Origin of the sequence: Paenarthrobacter sp. AMU7 (genome assembly GCF_041200195.1) — a bacterium.
Taxonomy (GTDB): Bacteria; Actinomycetota; Actinomycetes; order Actinomycetales; family Micrococcaceae; genus Arthrobacter.
Genome location: NZ_CP165735.1, coordinates 1,959,564 through 1,977,084, shown reverse-complemented (window position 1 = coordinate 1,977,084; position 17,521 = coordinate 1,959,564). Strand labels below are relative to the sequence as shown.

Sequence of the window (17,521 nt, the reverse complement as noted above, 5' to 3'; positions counted from 1 at the left end):
ATGGCTGAGGACACAGTTCCGGGAGTCGGAACGGTTATCGTCACGGGGGCCAGCCGAGGCATCGGAGCTGCCGTGGCCCACGCTGCGGCGCGCGCAGGATATGCAGTGGTGGTCAACTACTCCGAGGACAGCGCAGGAGCTAAAAACGTGGCTGAGGACATCATCGGACTGGGCGGCAGGGCACTGGCCGTCCAGGCCGACGTCAGCCGCCCCGCCGACGTCGTGCGTTTGTTCGACGAAGCCGCGGCCTTGGGTCAGGTGACCGCCGTTATCAACAACGCGGCCATCACCGGCAACCTGATCGGCCCCCTGGTGGGCGTACCGGCCGAGACCATTCAACGGGTTGTTGACGTCAACGTATCCGGGATGATCCATATGTGCCAGGAAGCTGTTCGACGGCTCTCCACCGACAACGGCGGCAGTGGCGGATCGATCGTTAATATCTCGTCAACCGCCACCAAAGCGGGCTCGCCTGGAACCTGGGTCCACTACGCTGCCACGAAGGGCGCTGTAGATGTCCTCACGGTTGGTTTGGCGGCCGAGGTGGCCAAACAGGGCATCCGGGTCAACGCGGTGGCCCCCGGCAGCACCAACACAGGATTGCATGCCGCCGCAGGCATGCCGGACCGGGTGGAAAGGTTGAACCCCACCATTCCCATGGGGCGCGGGGCTGAACCCGAAGAAGTGGCGGCGGCCGTCTTGTGGCTGACGTCCGCCGAGGCCGGGTACATTACCGGAGCTGTGCTTCCTGTTTCTGGAGGCCGCTGACCAGCGTGCCGGAAACGCTCACCCTGGCGTGTGCCGGTCCTGGTGCCGGTGGCGGGTGCGGCTTCCCCTCCGCACCGCCACCGGAGCTAGAGTGGGCTCTTCTCTGAACCCTTGGCTTCTTTTGCCCCGGCCTTCGCATGCTCTTCATGCTCGTGGCGAAGCAGTGAAATGGCCGATTCAAAGTCTTCCAGGGACTCAAAAGCCTGGTAGACGCTGGCGAAGCGCAAGTAGGCTACCTCGTCCAGCTTCCGCAGCGGGCCAAGAATGGCCAAACCGACCTCGTGCGCGTCAATTTCCGCCGCACCCGAGGACCGGATGTTTTCTTCGACTTCCTGCGCCAACATGGCGAGATCGTCCTCAGTAACCGGGCGTCCTTGGCATGCCTTGCGGACACCACTGATGACCTTGATCCGGCTGAAGGGCTCACCGACTCCGGACCGTTTGATGACGGAAAGGCTGGTGGTCTCCACGGTGGTGAATCGACGGCCACATTCAGGGCACTGACGGCGGCGGCGGATGGAAGAGCCGTCGTCGGCCATGCGGCTGTCAACGACACGGGAGTCGGGATTCCGGCAGAACGGACAATACACGCTGGGCCTCCCCTGACAGTTCCGGCACGGAACGGAGCCGGCGGGTTGCCGGGGACGCAAAAGGTGCCGGAAGTTTAACTTCCGGCACCAGTTTACGTTTGTTCACTACGTAATGACAAGCGTGTAATTACTACATGTAGTAGTGGGCACCCTTATATGTAGTGGTTAAGTGGGCTACGCAAAGCGGATCCGGACCGCGTCGCCGTGACCGGGGAGATCTTCGGCACCGGACAAGCTCACGATGTGGCCGCTGACCTGTTCCAGCGCCGAACGGTTGTAGTTGATCACCTGAACGGCACGGAGGAACGTGGTGACATTCAAGCCTGAAGAGAAGGCCGCTGTTCCGCTGGTGGGCAGTACGTGGTTGGATCCGGCACAGTAGTCACCCAGACTGACGGGGCTGTAGTCACCCACAAAGATGGCGCCGGCGTTACGGATCCGCGACGCAACAGCCGCAGCATCCGCCGTCATGATTTCCAGGTGTTCAGCTGCATAGGCATTGCAGACCGCGATCCCCTGTTCGAGATCATCCACCAGCACCACACCGGACTGCGGCCCGGACAACGCCTCCAGAACCCGGGCGCTGTGCTTGGTGACGGCAGCCTGCCGTGCCAGTTCAGACACGACGGCGTCAGCCAGGTCAGCGGAGTCCGTCACCAGGACTGAAGCTGCTTTGGGGTCGTGCTCTGCCTGGCTGATGAGGTCGGCGGCCACGAGGGGGGCCTGTGCCGTGGAGTCGGCAAGAATGGCAATCTCGGTGGTACCGGCCTCTGAGTCGATGCCCACCACGCCCTTGACGAGCCTCTTGGCCGTGGCAACGAAGATGTTTCCGGGGCCGGTCACCACATCCACGGGTTCAATGGGCAGCTCGTCCGCGGATCCCGGGATTCCGTAGGCGAAGGAAACGATCGCCTGCGCACCGCCGATGGCATAGACCTCATCAATGCCGAGCAGCTTTGCCGCAGCCAGGATGGTGGGGTGCGGAAGGCCGTCGAAGTCTTTCTGGGGTGGGGAAGCCAGAGCAATCGACTCAACCCCGGCCGCTACTGCCGGCACCACGTTCATGATCACTGAGGAGGCCAGAGGAGCGAGCCCGCCGGGCACGTAGAGCCCAACGCGGCCCACCGGAATCCAGTTCTGGCTGACGACTGCGCCATCGGCCAGGGCAACATCCACATTGGCCGGGCGCTGCTGCTCCGCAAACTGCCTGGCGCGGCTGATGGACTCTTCCAAAGCAGCGCGGACGTCGGGATCCAGCCCGGCCAAGGCCTGGTCCAGCGCCTCAGCCGGAACCCGCGGGTGGGACTGTTCCACGCCGTCGAACTTCCTGGCCAGCTCAGCGAGGGCCGCGAAGCCACGGCCGCGGACGGCTGTAATGATGTCCTGGACCTTCTGCTCGGCGTCGGCCATGGTCTGGTGGCGCGCCCTGGGAACTGCGGCACGCAGCTCAGCCAAGGAAAGGTGGCGGCCCCGGAAATCGATGCTCCGGAAATCGAGGGAAGCGGCGGGGCGGGCGGAAGTATCCGAAGAAGTGGTCACTTGGCTATTTTACGGGCTTCTTGGAAAGAACCCCGAACAGCGCCAGGACGAACGTGATGAAGGCCGTCGCAGCCGGCCACAGCAACAGCACAGCGAAGGAACGGAGCGTGAATCCATATCCCGGACCCAGTGCGGGGTTGGGGGCCGGGCCAAACAGCTGCGCGGTCAGCAAGCCAACCAACCACGCCACAATGCCACCCATCGCGCCGCCAACGAGTGCGAAGGTCAATCGGCGCCCCACGGAGGGGCCCTGCAGTTTCCCGTCCAGCATGACCCCCGTGAAGCACCCCGCCACGAGTACCAACCCCGCCAGGACCAGGTCGCGTGGAAGCCAGGACTCGGGATTGACTGCATCGGCAAGCGCGGGGTTGCCGGAGACCAGGTTGAGCCCACCCGGAGCCAACAGCCACCAGAGCACTCCAAGAAGGACGCCGGCGGCCAGCGGAAGGACAAGCCAGAGAGCCTCCTTGAAACTGCGGGGAGGAGCGGCCGGGGCCGGATCGGCAACAGCAGGTACGTGCACGGTTGGCTCGGTCATACCCCTCACATTAACAAAGGTTCATGCAGGCTCAACAAAATGAGGACCCGGCAGCGCCGGAGGAATACGCTGATGGGAGAGTCAGCCCCCAGTCCAGGAGATTCATCGACGTGACAAGCGAACCATCCGGCTTTGACCAGACTTTCCGGGAGATGTTCCGCAGGCATGCCGCCGGGGTTGCCATCATCACGGCGAACTTGAACGGAAAGCCCTTCGGCTTCACCGCCACCTCTGTGGCGTCGCTGTCCGCCGAGCCGCCCCGGTTCACTTTCAACATGGCCAGGAGCTCCAGTTCGTGGCCGGCCGTAGCCAATGCCGAGTACATCGGTGTCCACATGCTGGGGCTTGAGAACCAAGCCCTCGCCAACCGTTTCGCACGGACACGTGACCGGTTCGAAGGCGACCATTGGGAACCTGGCCCCCACGATGTGCCGATTCTCAAGGATGTCAGTGGCTGGTTGGTGGGCAAGATCCAGATGCGGCTCTCGTTCGAGAACAACGCAGTGGTAGTAGTGGAGGTCATCGATGGCCAAGTAGGCGACGACGGCACTCCCCTGCTGTACCACAGCGGCGGTTACAGCAAGCCCGCGCCGCTCGACTACGAAATCTGACGGGGCGGAATCCCTGACTGGCGGCTTTGGTTCGCTAGTTGTCCAGGCAGGCCGGCCCCAGCAGGACCTTCAAGTCACCGAAAAGCGACGGGCTGGGGTTGACCCGCATATGCACGGGCAACCCCATGACCTCCACTTTGGTATCACCCATCAGCTTGAGCCGGACTTCGGAGTTCCCGCGGTGAGTGCGCAGGACATCGCGCAGGTCCGTTACGACCGCTTCGGTTGCCTTGAACGTGGGAATGGTGATCACCACGGGACCATTGACGCTTTCGCTGAGGTCCGGCACCGAAAGCTCCATGCAGTTCAGCGTCACTGCGCCGTCGTCCCGGCGTTGCAGCCTGCCCTTGACCACCACGATGAGGTCCTCGGCCAGGACGGAGGCGATGGGACCGTAGACCTGCCCGAAGAACATGACCTCCATTGATGCGCCGAGGTCTTCGATTTCTGCCCGGGCGTAGGCGTTGCCGCTGGCCTTGGCGATCCTGCGGCTCAACGAGGTGATCATGCCCGCGATGGTGACAATCGCGCCGTCGTGCGGTCCGTCTTCACCGATGATCGAGGTAATGGACTGTTCCGCGTGCTGGCTAAGAACGCCTTCCAGCCCTTGCAGGGGATGGTCTGAAACGTAGAGTCCCAGCATGTCCCGTTCGAAGGACAGCTTGTCCTTCTTCTCCCACTCGGGAAGGTCGGGGATTTCCGTGGTGAGCGACGCTTCGGGCTCCTGGTCCTCGAAGCCGGCGAAGAGGTCGAACTGGCCAATCGCCTCGTTGCGCTTGAGGGTGATCACGGAATCGATGGCTTCTTCGTGGATCATGGCCAAAGCCCGGCGGTGGTGCCCCAGCGAATCGAAAGCGCCGGCTTTGATCAGCGATTCGATGGTTCGCTTGTTGCACACCACGGCCGGAACCTTCAAGAGGAAATCCTTGAACGAGGTGTAGTTGCCCTCTGTGGCGCGCGTTGAAACCATGGCGTCCACTACGTTGACGCCGACGTTCCGGATGGCACCCATACCGAAACGGATGTCCGTTCCCACCGGGGTGAAGTTCAGCGAGGATTCGTTGACATCCGGCGGCAGGACCGTGATGCCCATGCGCCGGCATTCATTGAGGTAGATGGCCGACTTGTCCTTGTCATCGCCCACCGAGGTCAGCAGTGCAGCCATGTATTCCGGCGCGTAGTGCGCCTTCAAGTAGGCCGTCCAGTAGGAGATCACGCCATAAGCAGCCGAGTGGGCTTTGTTGAATGCGTAATCGGAGAACGGAAGCAGAATGTCCCACAAGGTCTTCACGGCAGCCATGGAGTAGCCGTTGTCCTGCATGCCTTGGGAGAAGCCGGCAAACTGCTTGTCCAGTTCGGATTTCTTTTTCTTACCCATGGCACGGCGAAGAATGTCAGCTTGGCCCAGTGAGTATCCGGCCAGCTTCTGTGCCACCGCCATAACCTGCTCCTGATACACGATCAGGCCGAAGGTGCCGCCGAGGATTTCCTTGAGGGGTTCTTCCAGCTCCGGGTGGATGGGAATGACCTCTTGGATCCCGTTCTTGCGCAGCGCGTAATCAGTGTGGGCATTGGCGCCCATGGGACCCGGGCGGTAAAGCGCCAGGACAGCGGAGATGTCTTCAAAGTTGTCAGGCTTCATCAGCTTGAGCAAGGACCGCATGGGTCCCCCGTCAAGCTGGAACACGCCCAGGGTGTCACCGCGGGCAAGGAGTTCATAGGAGGCAGCGTCGTCGAGTTCCAGGTTTTCCAGGTCCAACTCGACGCCACGGTTCATCTTGATGTTTTCCAGGGCGTCCGAAATGATCGTCAGGTTTCTCAGACCCAGGAAGTCCATCTTGATCAGGCCGAGGCCTTCGGACGTCGGGTAATCGAACTGGGTGATGACCTGGCCGTCCTGGAAACGGCGCATGATGGGAATGACATCGATGATGGGGTCCGAGGACATGATGACACCCGCGGCGTGGACACCCCACTGGCGCTTCAGGCCTTCAATGCCCAAGGCCGTCTCGAAGACCTTGGCGGCCTCGGGGTCGGTGGCGATGAGCTGGCGGAAATCGCCTGCTTCGCTGTAGCGCTTGGACTCCGGGTTCTGGATGTCCGCCAAGGGAATGTCCTTGGCCATGACGGCAGGCGGAAGCGCTTTGGTCAAGGTCTCGCCCATGCTGAACGGGTAGCCCAGAACGCGGGAGGAGTCCTTCAGCGCCTGCTTGGTCTTGATGGTTCCGTAGGTGACGATCATCGCCACGCGCTCGTCACCGTACTTCTTGGTGACGTAGTCGATCACTTCGGAGCGGCGCCGGTCATCGAAGTCGACGTCGAAGTCGGGCATGGACACACGGTCCGGGTTCAGGAAGCGTTCAAAGATCAGGCCGTGCTGCAGGGGGTCGAGGTCGGTGATGCGCATGGCGTAAGCCACCATGGAGCCTGCACCGGAACCACGTCCCGGACCCACCCGGATCCCGTTGTTCTTGGCCCAGTTGATGAAGTCGGCAACCACCAGGAAGTAGCCCGGGAAGCCCATTGATGTAATGACGCCGAGCTCGTAATCTGCCTGCTTGCGGACCTTGTCCGGGATGCCTTGGGGGTAACGGTATTTGAGGCCGGCGTCTACTTCCTTGACCAGCCAGGAGGTCTCGTCTTCCCCGGGCGGGCAAGGGAAACGCGGCATGTAGTTGGCGCCCGTGTTGAACGAAACTTCGCAGCGCTCGGCAATCAGCAGCGTGTTGTCGCACGCCTCAGGGTGGTCGCGGAACAGTTCCCGCATTTCCTGTGGAGACTTCAGGTAGTAGCCGCTGCCCGAGAAAGCGAAGCGGGAGCCGCCGTTGTCGTACGTTGGCTCCAAAAGGGTGGAACCGGACTGGATTGCCAGCAAAGCCTCGTGGGCCTTGGCATCGTGCTCGTGCGTGTAGTGGAGGTCGTTGGTGGCCACCAGCGGCAGGTTGAGCTCCTTGGCCAGGCGCAGGAGGTCGCCGGTCACACGGCGTTCAATGTCCAGGCCGTGGTCCATCAGTTCACAGAAGTAGTTCTCTGCCCCGAAGATGTCGCGGAACTCCGCTGCAGCCTCAACGGCCTCGCGGTAAAGGCCGAGCCGCAGCTTGGTCTGCACTTCCCCGGAGGGGCAGCCCGTGGTGGCGATCAAACCTTCGGAGTAAGTGTTGAGCAGTTCCCGGTCCAGCCTGGGCCACTTACCAAAAACCGAGTCGAGGGACGCAATGGAGGAAGCCCGGAACAGGTTCCTCATACCCACATTGTTGTAGCTCAAGAGCGTCATGTGGGTGTATGAGCCACCACCGGAAACGTCGTCCTTGCGCTGGCTTTCGTCGCCCCAGCGGACTCGTTCCTTGTCGCCCCGGGCGGTGCCGGGCGTGACATAGGCTTCGACGCCAATGATGGGCTTGATGCCCTTGTCCGTGGCCTTGCGCCAGAAGTCGAACGCACCGAACAAGTAGCCGTGGTCGGTGGTGGCCAGAGCGGGCATCCCGAGACGTTCGGTTTCATCGAACAGCTCACCCAGACGGGCCGCTCCATCCAGCATGGAGTACTCGGTATGGGTGTGCAGGTGGACGAACGAATCATTGCTGGAAGTCACCACGACAGTCTACCGTCCCGGCCCGTGCGGGGCAGGGACCCCGGCCGGCGGTGCCCTACGCTGAACCGGTGGCGAGCAGGTCCAAGGCGTACTGGAGGTCCGCCGGATACTCGCTGCTGACTTCCACCCACTCACCCGTGCCGGGGTGGGTGAATCCAAGCTGACGCGCGTGCAGCCACTGGCGGGTCAATCCCAGGGTGGCCGCGAGACGGGGATCCGCGCCGTAGGTGAGATCTCCGGCACACGGGTGACGCAAGGCCGAAAAGTGCACGCGGATCTGGTGTGTCCTGCCGGTCTCCAGGTGCACTTCCACCAGGGTTGCCTTGCCGAAGGCTTCCAACACCTCGTAGTGGGTTACTGATGGCCGGCCGTCCTCGATCACCGCGAACCGCCAGTCGTGGCCGGGGTGGCGGCCGATGGGAGCATCAATGGTGCCCTCCAGGGGGTCAGGCAGTCCCTGGACCACAGCATGGTAGACCTTCTCCACGGTCCGTTCCTTGAAAGCGCGCTTCAGCATGGTGTAAGCGTGTTCAGTCTTGGCCACTACCATGACACCCGACGTACCGACGTCCAGCCGGTGGACGATCCCTGCGCGCTCGGGCGCACCGGACGTCGAAATCCTGTACCCGGCCCCGGCGAGACCTCCCACCACTGTGGGTCCCACCCAGCCGGGTGAAGGATGGGCCGCGACCCCCACCGGTTTGTCGATGACTACGAACTCGTCGTCGTCCAGCAGGATCTTCAGGCCTTCCACAACTTCCTCCACCACTTCCAAGGGATCCCGTCGATCCGGGACGGTGACCTTCAGCACTGAGCCGGCGGCAAGTTTTGCCGACTTGCCCATTGCCACGCCGCCTACAGTGACGTTGCCTTCAGCGATCAGCAGCGCCGCCGCGGAACGGGAGATGCCAAGCAACTGGGCCAGGCCTGCGTCAGCCCGAACACCTGCCAGTTCGTCGGGCACCACTACAGCGCTACTCACCGGCGGGCTCCCCGGTGGAACCGCCTGCCGGCTTGGCATCATTGGCGGACCGTGCGTCATCAGCCGGCTTGGGAGCAGACGTTTGACGCGTCCCATCCATGCCGATGCCGCGAAGCGTCAGGAGGCAGATGATGACGACGCCGGACACCACGGCTGAGTCTGCGATGTTGAAAATGGCAAAGTTGGGCAGCTGGATGAAATCCACGACGTGGCCCATCGCAAACGACGGTTCCCGGAACAAGCGGTCAGTGAGGTTGCCCAACGCTCCTCCGAGCAGCAGGCCCAGCGACAGGGCCCACCAGGCCGATCCCAGGCGCCGCAACTGGAAGAGGATCGCCACGGATACGACGGCCATGACAATCGTGAAGATCCAGGTTACGTTCTCGCCGATGGAGAACGCGGCACCCGAATTCCGGATGTAGTACCAGTGCAGCAACGGGGGAAGAACGGGGATCCGCTCCCCCTCCGTCATGGTGCTGGTCACCCAAAGCTTGGTGAGCTGATCAAAGGTGTAGGCAAACACGGCGAAGCCGGCAAACAGCCAGAGCATGGCCGGGCGCCACTTGCGGCGGGCGGCGGGCGCCGGCTGTGGGGCGTCATCGGTGAAGTCGGTCATAGTGCTTTCATTCGGGAAGCGTGGCGGGCACTGTCATGGGCTCTTAACAGCAAAAGCCGGTGGCCGAGGAGTCCTCAGCCACCGGCTTTCAGAATACTTGCTAAACGTCTGCGGTTGCTTCGCCGACCTCGGGGGCAGCAACGGAACCACGGGCGTCCAGGTCGCGCAACTGGCCTTCAATGTAGGCCTTCAGGCGTGAACGGTAGTCGCGCTCAAAGCCTCGGAGCTGCTCAACCTTGCGCTCAAGGACGGAGCGCTGCTGCTCCAGGGCACCGAGGATCTTGCGGGACTTCTCCTGGGCATCGTTGACGAGGCTGGAAGCCTCGATCTGAGCCTCGGCAATGATCTTTTCCTTCTGCTGGGCACCGTCGGAGACGTGCTTGTCGTGCATCTGCTGGGCCATGGCCAGCAGGCCCGCAGCAGATTCAGCGGAGGGCGTGACGCTGTTGGTCGCAGCGGGAGCCTTGGCGGCGGCAGCAGCGGCTGCAGCCTGCTCGGCTTCCTTCTTCTTGGCAGCTTCAGCAGCCTTGGCTTCGGCTTCCGCCTTGGCTTCAGCTTCCTTGTCGACCTTGACGGGGGCCGGAACCTTCTCAACCACCGGAGCCGCAGCAGCTGCAGCAGGCACTGCCGAACCGGCTTCGCCGAGCTTCTTGCGAAGTTCGTCATTTTCCTGGTTCAAGCGGCGAAGTTCCACCACGATCTCGTCGAGGAAGTCATCTACCTCGTCCTGGTCGTAGCCTTCGCGGAACTTGGTCGGCTGAAAGCGCTTGTTGACAACGTCTTCTGGCGTCAAAGCCATCTGGTCACCTCGTTGGTCTAGTTAGTCAGTAGGCCTTCCGGCCGTTCAAAACTACGGTACCTAAATATCATCTGGTTCCTCCAATTCAACACCATCGTGTTGAATTGGCGAATTTGCGGCCTTTGAACCATCGGTGGTCCGGGTTCCGCGGAGCAGCTACGCCAGGCTGTTGGTTACCGCCATCGCAATGCTGACGGCGATAATCAGGATCAGGAAGCCCAAATCCAGGGAGATTCCGCCCAACTGGAGTGGCGGTATCAGCCTCCGGAGCCTCCCCAGCGGAGGATCCGTCACGGAGTAGACCACGTGCGCTGTAACCAACGCCACACCCCGTGGCCGCCACTGGCGGGCAAACATCTGGACCCATTCGAAGATGAGCCGGATGATCAGGGCAATGAAGAACAGCAACAACACAATATAGATAAGGCCGAAAACAATGCCCACGAGTTAGCTCAGATCTCCCACTTGTTCCGGAATGCGGATCGGTCCCTACTATTGCAACACAGATGCCAGGCAGGTTGACCCGCCTGGCATCCGCAAAAGATCGATGTCAGCTCTGGTTGAAGAAGCTGGCTTGGGTTTCGCTGGCCTTTTTGTCATCACCGATGACTTCGACATACGACGGCGACAACAGGAAGACTTTGTTTGTCACCCTCTCGATGCTGCCGTGGAGGCCGAACACCAGGCCGGCGGAGAAGTCCACGAGGCGCTTGGCATCGGCTTCACCCATGTCGGTGACGTTCATAATGACGGGAATGCCATCCCTGAAGCTCTCACCGATGATCTTGGCGTCATTGTAGGAACGGGGGTGAACGGTGGTGATCTGCCTCAGGCCAGAGGCGTCTTCGCGGCTGGAGGCCGCACGCTTGATGGGTGTCACGGGTGCGCGGTATTCCTCTTCAGCATCTACAGTGGGCATTTCACGGACAACTTCCCGGACGGGAGCAGGCGCCCTGCGCTCTTCCCGTTCCTGTGACTGGGGGCGTTCTTCGTCGTGGTGCGAGGCGACAGCCTGCTCAGATTCGTAGTGTTCATCGCCGTCGGCGAGCCCAAGATAGATCATTGTCTTGCGCAGAGCGCCAGCCATGGTGCACTCCTATCGTTTCTGCAGTAGGCGGGCCGCCATGACGTGACATATTGGAACCCCGGCCCGTCATTCCAATACTTTGACGCTACCCCACGGCCGGACGGGAACCGAGAATATCGGAGCCTATTCTCAGGTGTGTCGCTCCGAAGTTCACTGCCGCTTCGAGGTCCTGGCTCATCCCTGCCGATATCCGTGTGGCAGCTGGATGAGTGGCCCGGAGGGCCTCGGAAATACCGGCAAGTTTCTCGAATGCCGCCTCCGGATCCGCTCCCAACGGCGCCACGGCCATGAGCCCGGACAGCTGCAAGCCGGAAGCCGATTCGATCCTGTCTGCCAGCACGCCGACGTCGGAGGGGCTGGCGCCACCACGGTGGGCACCGGCGTCGTCATCCAAACCCACTTGGATGAAACAGTCGAGGTCGCCGCGCCCAGTAGCATCCTGTTCCCGCGCAACGGCCTTGGCCAAGGCGTCGACCACCTGAAGCCTGTCGATCGACTGAACCGACGAAGCATACTTGACGACTGACTTGGCCTTGTTGCTTTGGAGTTGCCCAATGAAATGCCACCGGACATCCACGTCGGGAAGACCGGCGCTTTTGGCGGCAGCTTCCTGATCACGGTTCTCTCCGACATCGGTCACGCCCAGTGCCGCAAGCCGGCGTACATCGTCCGCGGGATGGAATTTGGTCACCACGATCAGCCGTGGCGCGTCAGTCCGTCCGGCAGCAGCGACAGCTGTTTCGATCCGGCGCCTCACCGTGTCAAGCCTGTGGGAGAGTTCGGCAGTCCGGGCATCACCCGTCAGGCCATCGCGTTTTTCGTCGTCGCGACCAAGGCTAATCATGCGTCCACACCAAACCTGCAAATCGACCCGTCCGGGAGTCCCGGCGGTATGAGAAAAGTGAATTGTGCTCCCGAGTGCACTCCCCCGAGTACTCCAAGGTGACATCCATGGCTTCCAGTTGGGCCCTGACGCCGGCGGGAAGATCCAGGGCGGGCGTACCCCAGGACGTGGTGGCCCACGTGGCAGGAACCCGGGCCGCGACCTCGTCCCGTAACCCGGGCGGCACCTCGTAGCAGGATCCGCAGATGGAAGGGCCCAGCCATGCATGGATGTCCACTGCACCGCGCCTGCGCATTTCCTCGACGGTTGCGGGCACAACCGCCGAAGCCACACCGGGGCGCCCGGCATGGGCTACTGCAATCACAGGATCGGCGCCGGTACCGCTCCCCACGAAGACCACGGGTACGCAGTCGGCCACCATGACCGCCAACGGCTGCACCGCACGTCGTGAAGAAGTGGCGGCTGAAACCATGGCGTCGGCCGTTGGCCCTGGCCCGTGGGCGTCAATGAACGCCACGGTGTTGCCATGGACCTGATCCATGTACTGGAATGTGCCGGCTTCCAGTCCGGCGGCCTGTTCAACTCGAACGCGGCGCGCCAGGACCTCGGCGGGGTTGTCTCCCACGTGGAGAGCCAGGTTCCCGGCGCCTGTATCCGTGAAGGCTACAGAGACGCCGGGCCGAACTTCATTGCGCCACCAGAACACCAGGAATGGACTCTCCGAACGCGGCTTACTTCAGGAAGTCGGGGACGTCGAGGTCGTCGGAACGGCTGCCCGAAAGATCGGGCTCCACTACCGCCGGGAGGTCGACGTCGAAGCCTGAGTCGGCAGGGAGTGCCGACGGACGCTGCTGGCCCCAGTTGCTCAAGCCTGCGGCACCGATTCCGGCCGTTGCGTGCTGCGGTGCAGCGGCGCTGGACGGTGCGCTGCTCGGGGCAGCGGGACGATCCGAGGGGACGGGGTTCTGCGCAGGACACGACTGGTCCATGGAAGGCGAGGTCGCTTTCACATCATCGAAGCCTGCCGCGATGACGGTCACGCGTGCCTCATCGCCCAAAGCGTCGTCAATGACTGCGCCGAAGATGATGTTGGCTTCGGGGTGTGCCACTTCCTGAACCAAACGGGCGGCCTCGTTGATTTCAAAGAGACCCAGGTCCGAACCACCCTGGATGGAGAGCAGGACGCCGTGGGCGCCGTCGATGGAAGCTTCCAGCAGCGGCGAAGCGATGGCCAGCTCGGCAGCCTTGACCGCACGGTCCTCGCCGCGGGCGGAACCAATACCCATCAGGGCCGAGCCCGCGCCCTGCATGACGGACTTGACGTCGGCGAAGTCAAGGTTGATCAGGCCGGGGGTGGTGATGAGGTCCGTGATGCCCTGGACACCGGAGAGGAGCACCTGGTCCGCGGAACGGAAGGCGTCCAGGACGGAGACGTTGCGATCGCTGATGGACAGGAGGCGGTCGTTGGGGATGACAATCAGGGTGTCGACTTCGTCGCGCAGGGCGTCGATGCCGGCCTCGGCCGAACCGGCACGACGGCGGCCTTCGAAGGTGAACGGGCGCGTCACCACACCGATGGTCAGCGCGCCCAGCGAGCGGGCGATGCGTGCCACTACGGGGGCGCCACCGGTTCCCGTGCCACCGCCTTCACCGGCGGTCACAAAGACCATGTCAGCACCGCGGAGAACTTCTTCGATCTCGTCGGCGTGGTCCTCTGCGGCCTGCTTGCCCACCTCGGGGTTCGCGCCGGCGCCAAGGCCACGCGTGAGTTCACGTCCAACGTCAAGCTTGACGTCGGCGTCGCTCATGAGCAGCGCCTGCGCATCAGTGTTGATCGCGATGAACTCGACGCCCCGAAGGCCCACCTCGATCATGCGGTTGACTGCGTTCACGCCACCGCCGCCGATGCCGACGACCTTGATGACGGCCAAGTAATTCTGCGGTGCTGCCACGTTTCGTGCCCCTTGCTTGTGTCCTATAGCGAAACTGATCGAGTCCAACGTGAATCCTTGGACCTTAACCCTCTAGTTGAAGGTTATAGTTATGTCAAGTAACTCTACTGCGACGGTATTTCCTATGCTTCGCACATGCAATCTCCGCTTGCGCGTGTCGTGTGATTGCCGCGAAATAAGGCCACCGCCGGCCGTAGGTTACGTCCTCGAAACTGCTTATTTTGTGAATGGATGCCGCGGAACGCTGACGTCGTAGACACTCACTTGAACCTTCGGGTCCGCAGGCATCTTCAGCAGTGCTTCGAGTGCCTTCGCCTTCAGTTCCCTGTCCTCGGCATTGCCCCACACTACCGTCTTTCCGTCCACCAATTTCAGCTCTACGGCATCCGGGGAAGCGGCCGAAGCCGTGGACATTTTGGCTCGGACATCGGCGGGCAGGGTGTCCAGGACGGCCGCAATGGCCTTGAACAGCTCCGTATTGGTGGCTCCGGCCCCGGCATCGATCAAGGGCAGCGCCACCGCTGACTGGTCCTTGGTAGCCCCGAGCTGCACTCCGTCCACATCAACCATCACGTAGGCGTCCCCCTGCTTCAGCAAGGCCACCGGAACGCGCTCGTTGACGTGAACCAGCAACTCTGACGGCGGGCGCGCCTCCACCGTGGCCGAGCGAACCTGCACCAGTGGCTTGAGGAGCTCGTTGATCTCCTGTTCACCCACCTGGGGCAGTGGTTTGCCTTCGAGGCCCGAAAGAGCTTTCTGCACCGCCTCCGGAGTCAGCAGCGTGGTGCCGTCCACCGTGATGGTCCTGACTGCCAGCGCCGGCGAGAAGACCGCTCCGGCGATCAGGGCCGCCACTACAGCCGCCACTATGGAGAGCGTCCACATCACCAGCCTCCGCTGGCGCCGCCGTTTCGGCTCCGGAAAGACAATGACGTTGTCCGAGGACGCGGTGGAGGCGGCCGATGTGCCGGTGGCGGATGTGCCGGCGGCCGTGACGGAATTACCCTCCGGCTCAAGGGAGCGTTGTGCGCTGATGACGTGGTCGGATCCGCTGCCCGGCCGTGAGGATCCCGGCCGGGGTTCCGTTCCCGGCCTGTACGTCGGCTTGCGGGTGCTAGCCACCCAACGCCTCCACGATCACTGGCCCATAGGCGGTGACATCACCAGCGCCCACGGTCAGGACCACGTCGCCCTCGTGGGCGACGGCTGCCAGGGCCTCCACAGCTTCGCCGGCCGCCACCAGCCGTCCCGTGGCCAGCTGATCGACGATCAAGTCACTGGTGACACCAGGAATTGGATCCTCCCGGGCAGGGTAGATATCCAGGATCAAGGCCGTATCCGCTGTGTCCAACGCTGCGGCGAATTCCTTGGCAAATTCACGCGTACGGGAAAACAGGTGCGGCTGGAACAGGACGTGGACTTTGTTGCCGCCTGCTACCGAACGGGCCGCCGACAAGGCAGCGCGAACCTCCGTGGGGTGGTGGGCGTAATCGTCATAGACCCGCACTCCCCTCCCCTGGCCTTTGAACTCAAACCTCCGTGAAGCCCCGGTGAAATGGCCAAGCGCTGCGGCGGCAGCTTCCGGTTCCACACCAAGTTCGACGGCGACCGCGAACGCGGCTGCCGCGTTCAGGGCGTTGTGACGGCCAGGTACCTGCAGTTCGACCCTGTGGACCTTGTCCCCGAAGGCCACCGAAACGTCGCCCGGGCCGCCGTCGAAAAGCCGGATGTCGGCGTCGTCCGAGGTCCCGTACGTCAGTACCCGCGTGATCCCTTGGGATGCCGTGCGCTCGGCCAGGGCACGGGCGCCGGCGTCGTCGGCGCAGGCCAGGAGAAGGCCGTCAGCCGGAAGGAGCGCCGCGAAGTTGTCAAAGGAGGCGAAGACCGCTTCCGGTGTTCCATAGTGGTCCAGGTGGTCTGCCTCGACGTTGGTCACCACGGCGATCAGCGGCCGGTAGTTGAGGAAGGATCCATCGGACTCGTCCGCCTCGGCAACAAAGATGTCCGAATTCCCATGGGCTGCGTTCACTCCCAACGCCGGGACGTTGGCCCCAATGGCAAATGTAGGGTCAACGCCGGCCTCCTTCAGCAGGACGGCGATCATGGAGGTAGTGGTGGACTTGCCGTGCGTACCCGCCACTGTCACCACGCGGTGGCCGGCCATGGTGGCTGCCAAGGCTTCGGAACGGTGCAATACCGGCAACCCGGCGGCCCGCGCCGCGGCAAGTTCCGGATTGTCGGCGCGGATGGCCGAGCCGGCCACGATCGTCTGGGCGTCTGCCAGGTTGCCTTGGTGGTATCCCACCGCGATGCGGGCCCCTGCCGAGGAGAGGTCATGCATGACCGGAAGATCTTTGGCATCGGTACCACTGACGGGGACCCCGCGGGCCACCATGATGCGTGCGACGGCGGACATTCCCACGCCGCCGATGCCAATGAAGTGGACGCGGCCCAAGGACTTGAGGGGGGCGATGCTGGTGGTCATGCGGATACCGCTTCCAGGACAAGATCAGCCATGCGCTGATCGGCGTTTCTAATACCAAGGGCTTCGGATTTGCGCGCCATGTCGACGAGCCGGCTGTGGTCCGAGAGCAGCGGAATGAGTTCCCTCTCGAGCCATTCCGGGCTGAGGTCTTTGTCGTCAACCAGGAGCGCCCCGCCTGCATCCACCAACGGGGCAGCATTCAGGGCCTGTTCCCCGTTTCCGATGGGCAGCGGCACAAAGACGGCCGGAACTCCCACCGCGGCCACTTCGCTGACCGTTCCCGCGCCGGCGCGGGCCAGAAGGACATCGGCGGCAGCGTAGACGTTCTCCATCCCGTCCACATACTCAACCTGGCGGTATCCCTCAGCGGCCAGAAGACCGCCATGTTCGTTGAGGACAGCTTTCCCGTTGCCGGTGATGTGCAGGGTCTGGATGCCGCTGGCCGCCAACGCCGGCAAGGCCGCAGCGATGGAACGGTTGATGCTCATGGCACCCGAGGAACCGCCGCTGACGATCAACGCGGGACGGTCCGGGTCAAAGCCCAAGGCTTCTTTGGCGGCAGGCGCAGCCGTTGCCCGGTGCAGTCCGGAAATGGCACGCCGCATGGGCATGCCAACATGACGGGCGCCCCGCAACCGGGTGCCGGAGAAGGCCACGGCGACGTGTTTGCTGAACCGGGCACCCACCCGGTTGGCCAGACCGGCCTTCATGTTGGCCTCGTGGATCACCACGGGGATGCCGAGTTTACGGGCGGCCAGGTACATCGGAGTGCAGACGTAACCGCCCACACCCACCAGGACGTCGGCGTCGGCATCCTTCAGGATCCGGCCGGCCTGGGAGACCGCGGCCAGCAACCGGGCCGGAAGCTTGATCAGGTCAACAGAGGGCCGGCGCGGAAACGGAACCCGGTCAATGGTGGCGAGTTCGTAGCCGGCCGCCGGGATGAGCCGCGTTTCCATGCCCGACGGCGTGCCCACAGCCAGGATGGAAGCATCCGGACGCTTGTCCTTGATGGCATCGGCGATGGCCAGCAGCGGGCTCACATGCCCGGCAGTACCGCCGCCTGCAAGGACGACGGACAAAGGCTTGGACGCGTTGCGGGAGTCAGGAGTCATGAA

General features: G+C 63.0%; 17 protein-coding genes. 2 read left to right on the top strand and 15 right to left on the bottom strand.

Features of this window, described 5'->3' with window-relative positions:
- Window positions 1-768, top strand: a complete 768-nt coding sequence (locus ABQM86_RS09055; RefSeq protein ID WP_207597131.1) for an SDR family oxidoreductase — start codon at window positions 1-3, stop codon at window positions 766-768.
- 86 nt (window positions 769-854) lie between these two features.
- Here ABQM86_RS09055 and nrdR read toward each other — a convergent pair whose 3' ends face one another.
- The 3 genes from nrdR to ABQM86_RS09040 all read right to left on the bottom strand — a co-directional run bounded on the left by nrdR (window position 855) and on the right by ABQM86_RS09040 (window position 3,435).
- Window positions 855-1,358, bottom strand: coding sequence for a transcriptional regulator NrdR (gene nrdR / locus ABQM86_RS09050; protein ID WP_089594513.1), 504 nt, complete (start codon window positions 1,356-1,358; stop codon window positions 855-857).
- A 174-nt stretch (window positions 1,359-1,532) separates the two neighbouring features.
- The gene (gene hisD, locus ABQM86_RS09045) at window positions 1,533-2,897 is read right to left on the bottom strand and encodes a histidinol dehydrogenase (protein WP_369746424.1); all 1,365 of its coding nucleotides are present in this window, start codon (window positions 2,895-2,897) and stop codon (window positions 1,533-1,535) included.
- Between the two features lie 4 nt (window positions 2,898-2,901).
- A complete protein-coding gene (locus ABQM86_RS09040) occupies window positions 2,902-3,435 on the bottom strand; it encodes a hypothetical protein (RefSeq protein ID WP_369746423.1) in 534 nt (177 codons plus the stop codon).
- A 110-nt stretch (window positions 3,436-3,545) separates the two neighbouring features.
- Between ABQM86_RS09040 and ABQM86_RS09035 the strand changes: the two genes are divergently transcribed.
- A complete protein-coding gene (locus ABQM86_RS09035) occupies window positions 3,546-4,046 on the top strand; it encodes a flavin reductase family protein (RefSeq protein ID WP_207597532.1) in 501 nt (166 codons plus the stop codon).
- 34 nt (window positions 4,047-4,080) lie between these two features.
- Here the strand turns inward: ABQM86_RS09035 and dnaE are convergent, their stop codons facing one another.
- From dnaE to murG, 12 genes are all read right to left on the bottom strand, one after another.
- Window positions 4,081-7,638, bottom strand: a complete 3,558-nt coding sequence (gene dnaE / locus ABQM86_RS09030) for a DNA polymerase III subunit alpha (protein ID WP_207597128.1) — start codon at window positions 7,636-7,638, stop codon at window positions 4,081-4,083.
- A gap of 55 nt (window positions 7,639-7,693) precedes the next feature.
- A complete protein-coding gene (locus ABQM86_RS09025) occupies window positions 7,694-8,620 on the bottom strand; it encodes an RluA family pseudouridine synthase (RefSeq protein WP_207597127.1) in 927 nt (308 codons plus the stop codon).
- Window positions 8,613-9,236: a signal peptidase II gene (lspA, locus tag ABQM86_RS09020; RefSeq protein WP_207597126.1), complete on the bottom strand. Its 624-nt coding sequence runs from the start codon at window positions 9,234-9,236 to the stop codon at window positions 8,613-8,615. Before lspA ends, ABQM86_RS09025 begins: the two co-directional genes overlap by 8 nt.
- A 100-nt stretch (window positions 9,237-9,336) precedes the next feature.
- Window positions 9,337-10,035 carry a DivIVA domain-containing protein gene (locus tag ABQM86_RS09015; protein WP_207597125.1) on the bottom strand — a complete coding sequence of 233 codons (699 nt, stop codon included), beginning with the start codon at window positions 10,033-10,035 and terminating at the stop codon, window positions 9,337-9,339.
- 156 nt (window positions 10,036-10,191) lie between these two features.
- Complete coding sequence (locus ABQM86_RS09010; RefSeq protein WP_207597124.1) at window positions 10,192-10,479, bottom strand: YggT family protein; 288 nt, start codon at window positions 10,477-10,479, stop codon at window positions 10,192-10,194.
- Window positions 10,480-10,585: 106 nt separating this feature from the next.
- Window positions 10,586-11,122 (bottom strand): cell division protein SepF, encoded by a 537-nt coding sequence (locus tag ABQM86_RS09005; protein WP_089594506.1) that lies wholly within the window; start codon window positions 11,120-11,122, stop codon window positions 10,586-10,588.
- An 85-nt stretch (window positions 11,123-11,207) separates the two neighbouring features.
- Entirely contained in the window at window positions 11,208-11,966 is a 759-nt protein-coding gene (locus ABQM86_RS09000; RefSeq protein WP_280627716.1) for a YggS family pyridoxal phosphate-dependent enzyme, read from the bottom strand.
- On the bottom strand, window positions 11,959-12,672 hold the full coding sequence (locus ABQM86_RS08995; RefSeq protein WP_207597122.1) for a polyphenol oxidase family protein: 714 nt from the start codon (window positions 12,670-12,672) through the stop codon (window positions 11,959-11,961). The genes ABQM86_RS09000 and ABQM86_RS08995 overlap by 8 nt, the downstream gene beginning before the upstream one ends.
- A 25-nt stretch (window positions 12,673-12,697) precedes the next feature.
- Window positions 12,698-13,918 (bottom strand): cell division protein FtsZ, encoded by a 1,221-nt coding sequence (gene ftsZ / locus ABQM86_RS08990; RefSeq protein ID WP_369746422.1) that lies wholly within the window; start codon window positions 13,916-13,918, stop codon window positions 12,698-12,700.
- Between the two features lie 216 nt (window positions 13,919-14,134).
- Entirely contained in the window at window positions 14,135-15,040 is a 906-nt protein-coding gene (locus ABQM86_RS08985) for an FtsQ-type POTRA domain-containing protein (RefSeq protein ID WP_369746421.1), read from the bottom strand.
- Window positions 15,033-16,403 carry a UDP-N-acetylmuramate--L-alanine ligase gene (murC, locus tag ABQM86_RS08980; protein WP_369746420.1) on the bottom strand — a complete coding sequence of 457 codons (1,371 nt, stop codon included), beginning with the start codon at window positions 16,401-16,403 and terminating at the stop codon, window positions 15,033-15,035. Before murC ends, ABQM86_RS08985 begins: the two co-directional genes overlap by 8 nt.
- Window positions 16,400-17,518: an undecaprenyldiphospho-muramoylpentapeptide beta-N-acetylglucosaminyltransferase gene (gene murG / locus ABQM86_RS08975; RefSeq protein ID WP_369746419.1), complete on the bottom strand. Its 1,119-nt coding sequence runs from the start codon at window positions 17,516-17,518 to the stop codon at window positions 16,400-16,402. The genes murC and murG overlap by 4 nt, the downstream gene beginning before the upstream one ends.
- Window positions 17,519-17,521 lie beyond the last annotated feature (3 nt).

Excerpts from the sequence above, each read along its gene's own strand:
- ABQM86_RS09055 (WP_207597131.1), top strand. The coding sequence starts at position 1 with ATGGCTGAGGACACAGTTCCGGGAGTCGGAACGGTTATCGTCACGGGG.
- ABQM86_RS09040 (WP_369746423.1), bottom strand. The coding sequence starts at position 3,435 with ATGACCGAGCCAACCGTGCACGTACCTGCTGTTGCCGATCCGGCCCCG.
- ABQM86_RS09015 (WP_207597125.1), bottom strand. The coding sequence starts at position 10,035 with ATGGCTTTGACGCCAGAAGACGTTGTCAACAAGCGCTTTCAGCCGACC.
- ABQM86_RS09005 (WP_089594506.1), bottom strand. The coding sequence starts at position 11,122 with ATGGCTGGCGCTCTGCGCAAGACAATGATCTATCTTGGGCTCGCCGAC.
- lspA (WP_207597126.1), bottom strand. The coding sequence starts at position 9,236 with ATGACCGACTTCACCGATGACGCCCCACAGCCGGCGCCCGCCGCCCGC.
- murC (WP_369746420.1), bottom strand. The coding sequence starts at position 16,403 with ATGACCACCAGCATCGCCCCCCTCAAGTCCTTGGGCCGCGTCCACTTC.
- ABQM86_RS09000 (WP_280627716.1), bottom strand. The coding sequence starts at position 11,966 with ATGATTAGCCTTGGTCGCGACGACGAAAAACGCGATGGCCTGACGGGT.
- murG (WP_369746419.1), bottom strand. The coding sequence starts at position 17,518 with ATGACTCCTGACTCCCGCAACGCGTCCAAGCCTTTGTCCGTCGTCCTT.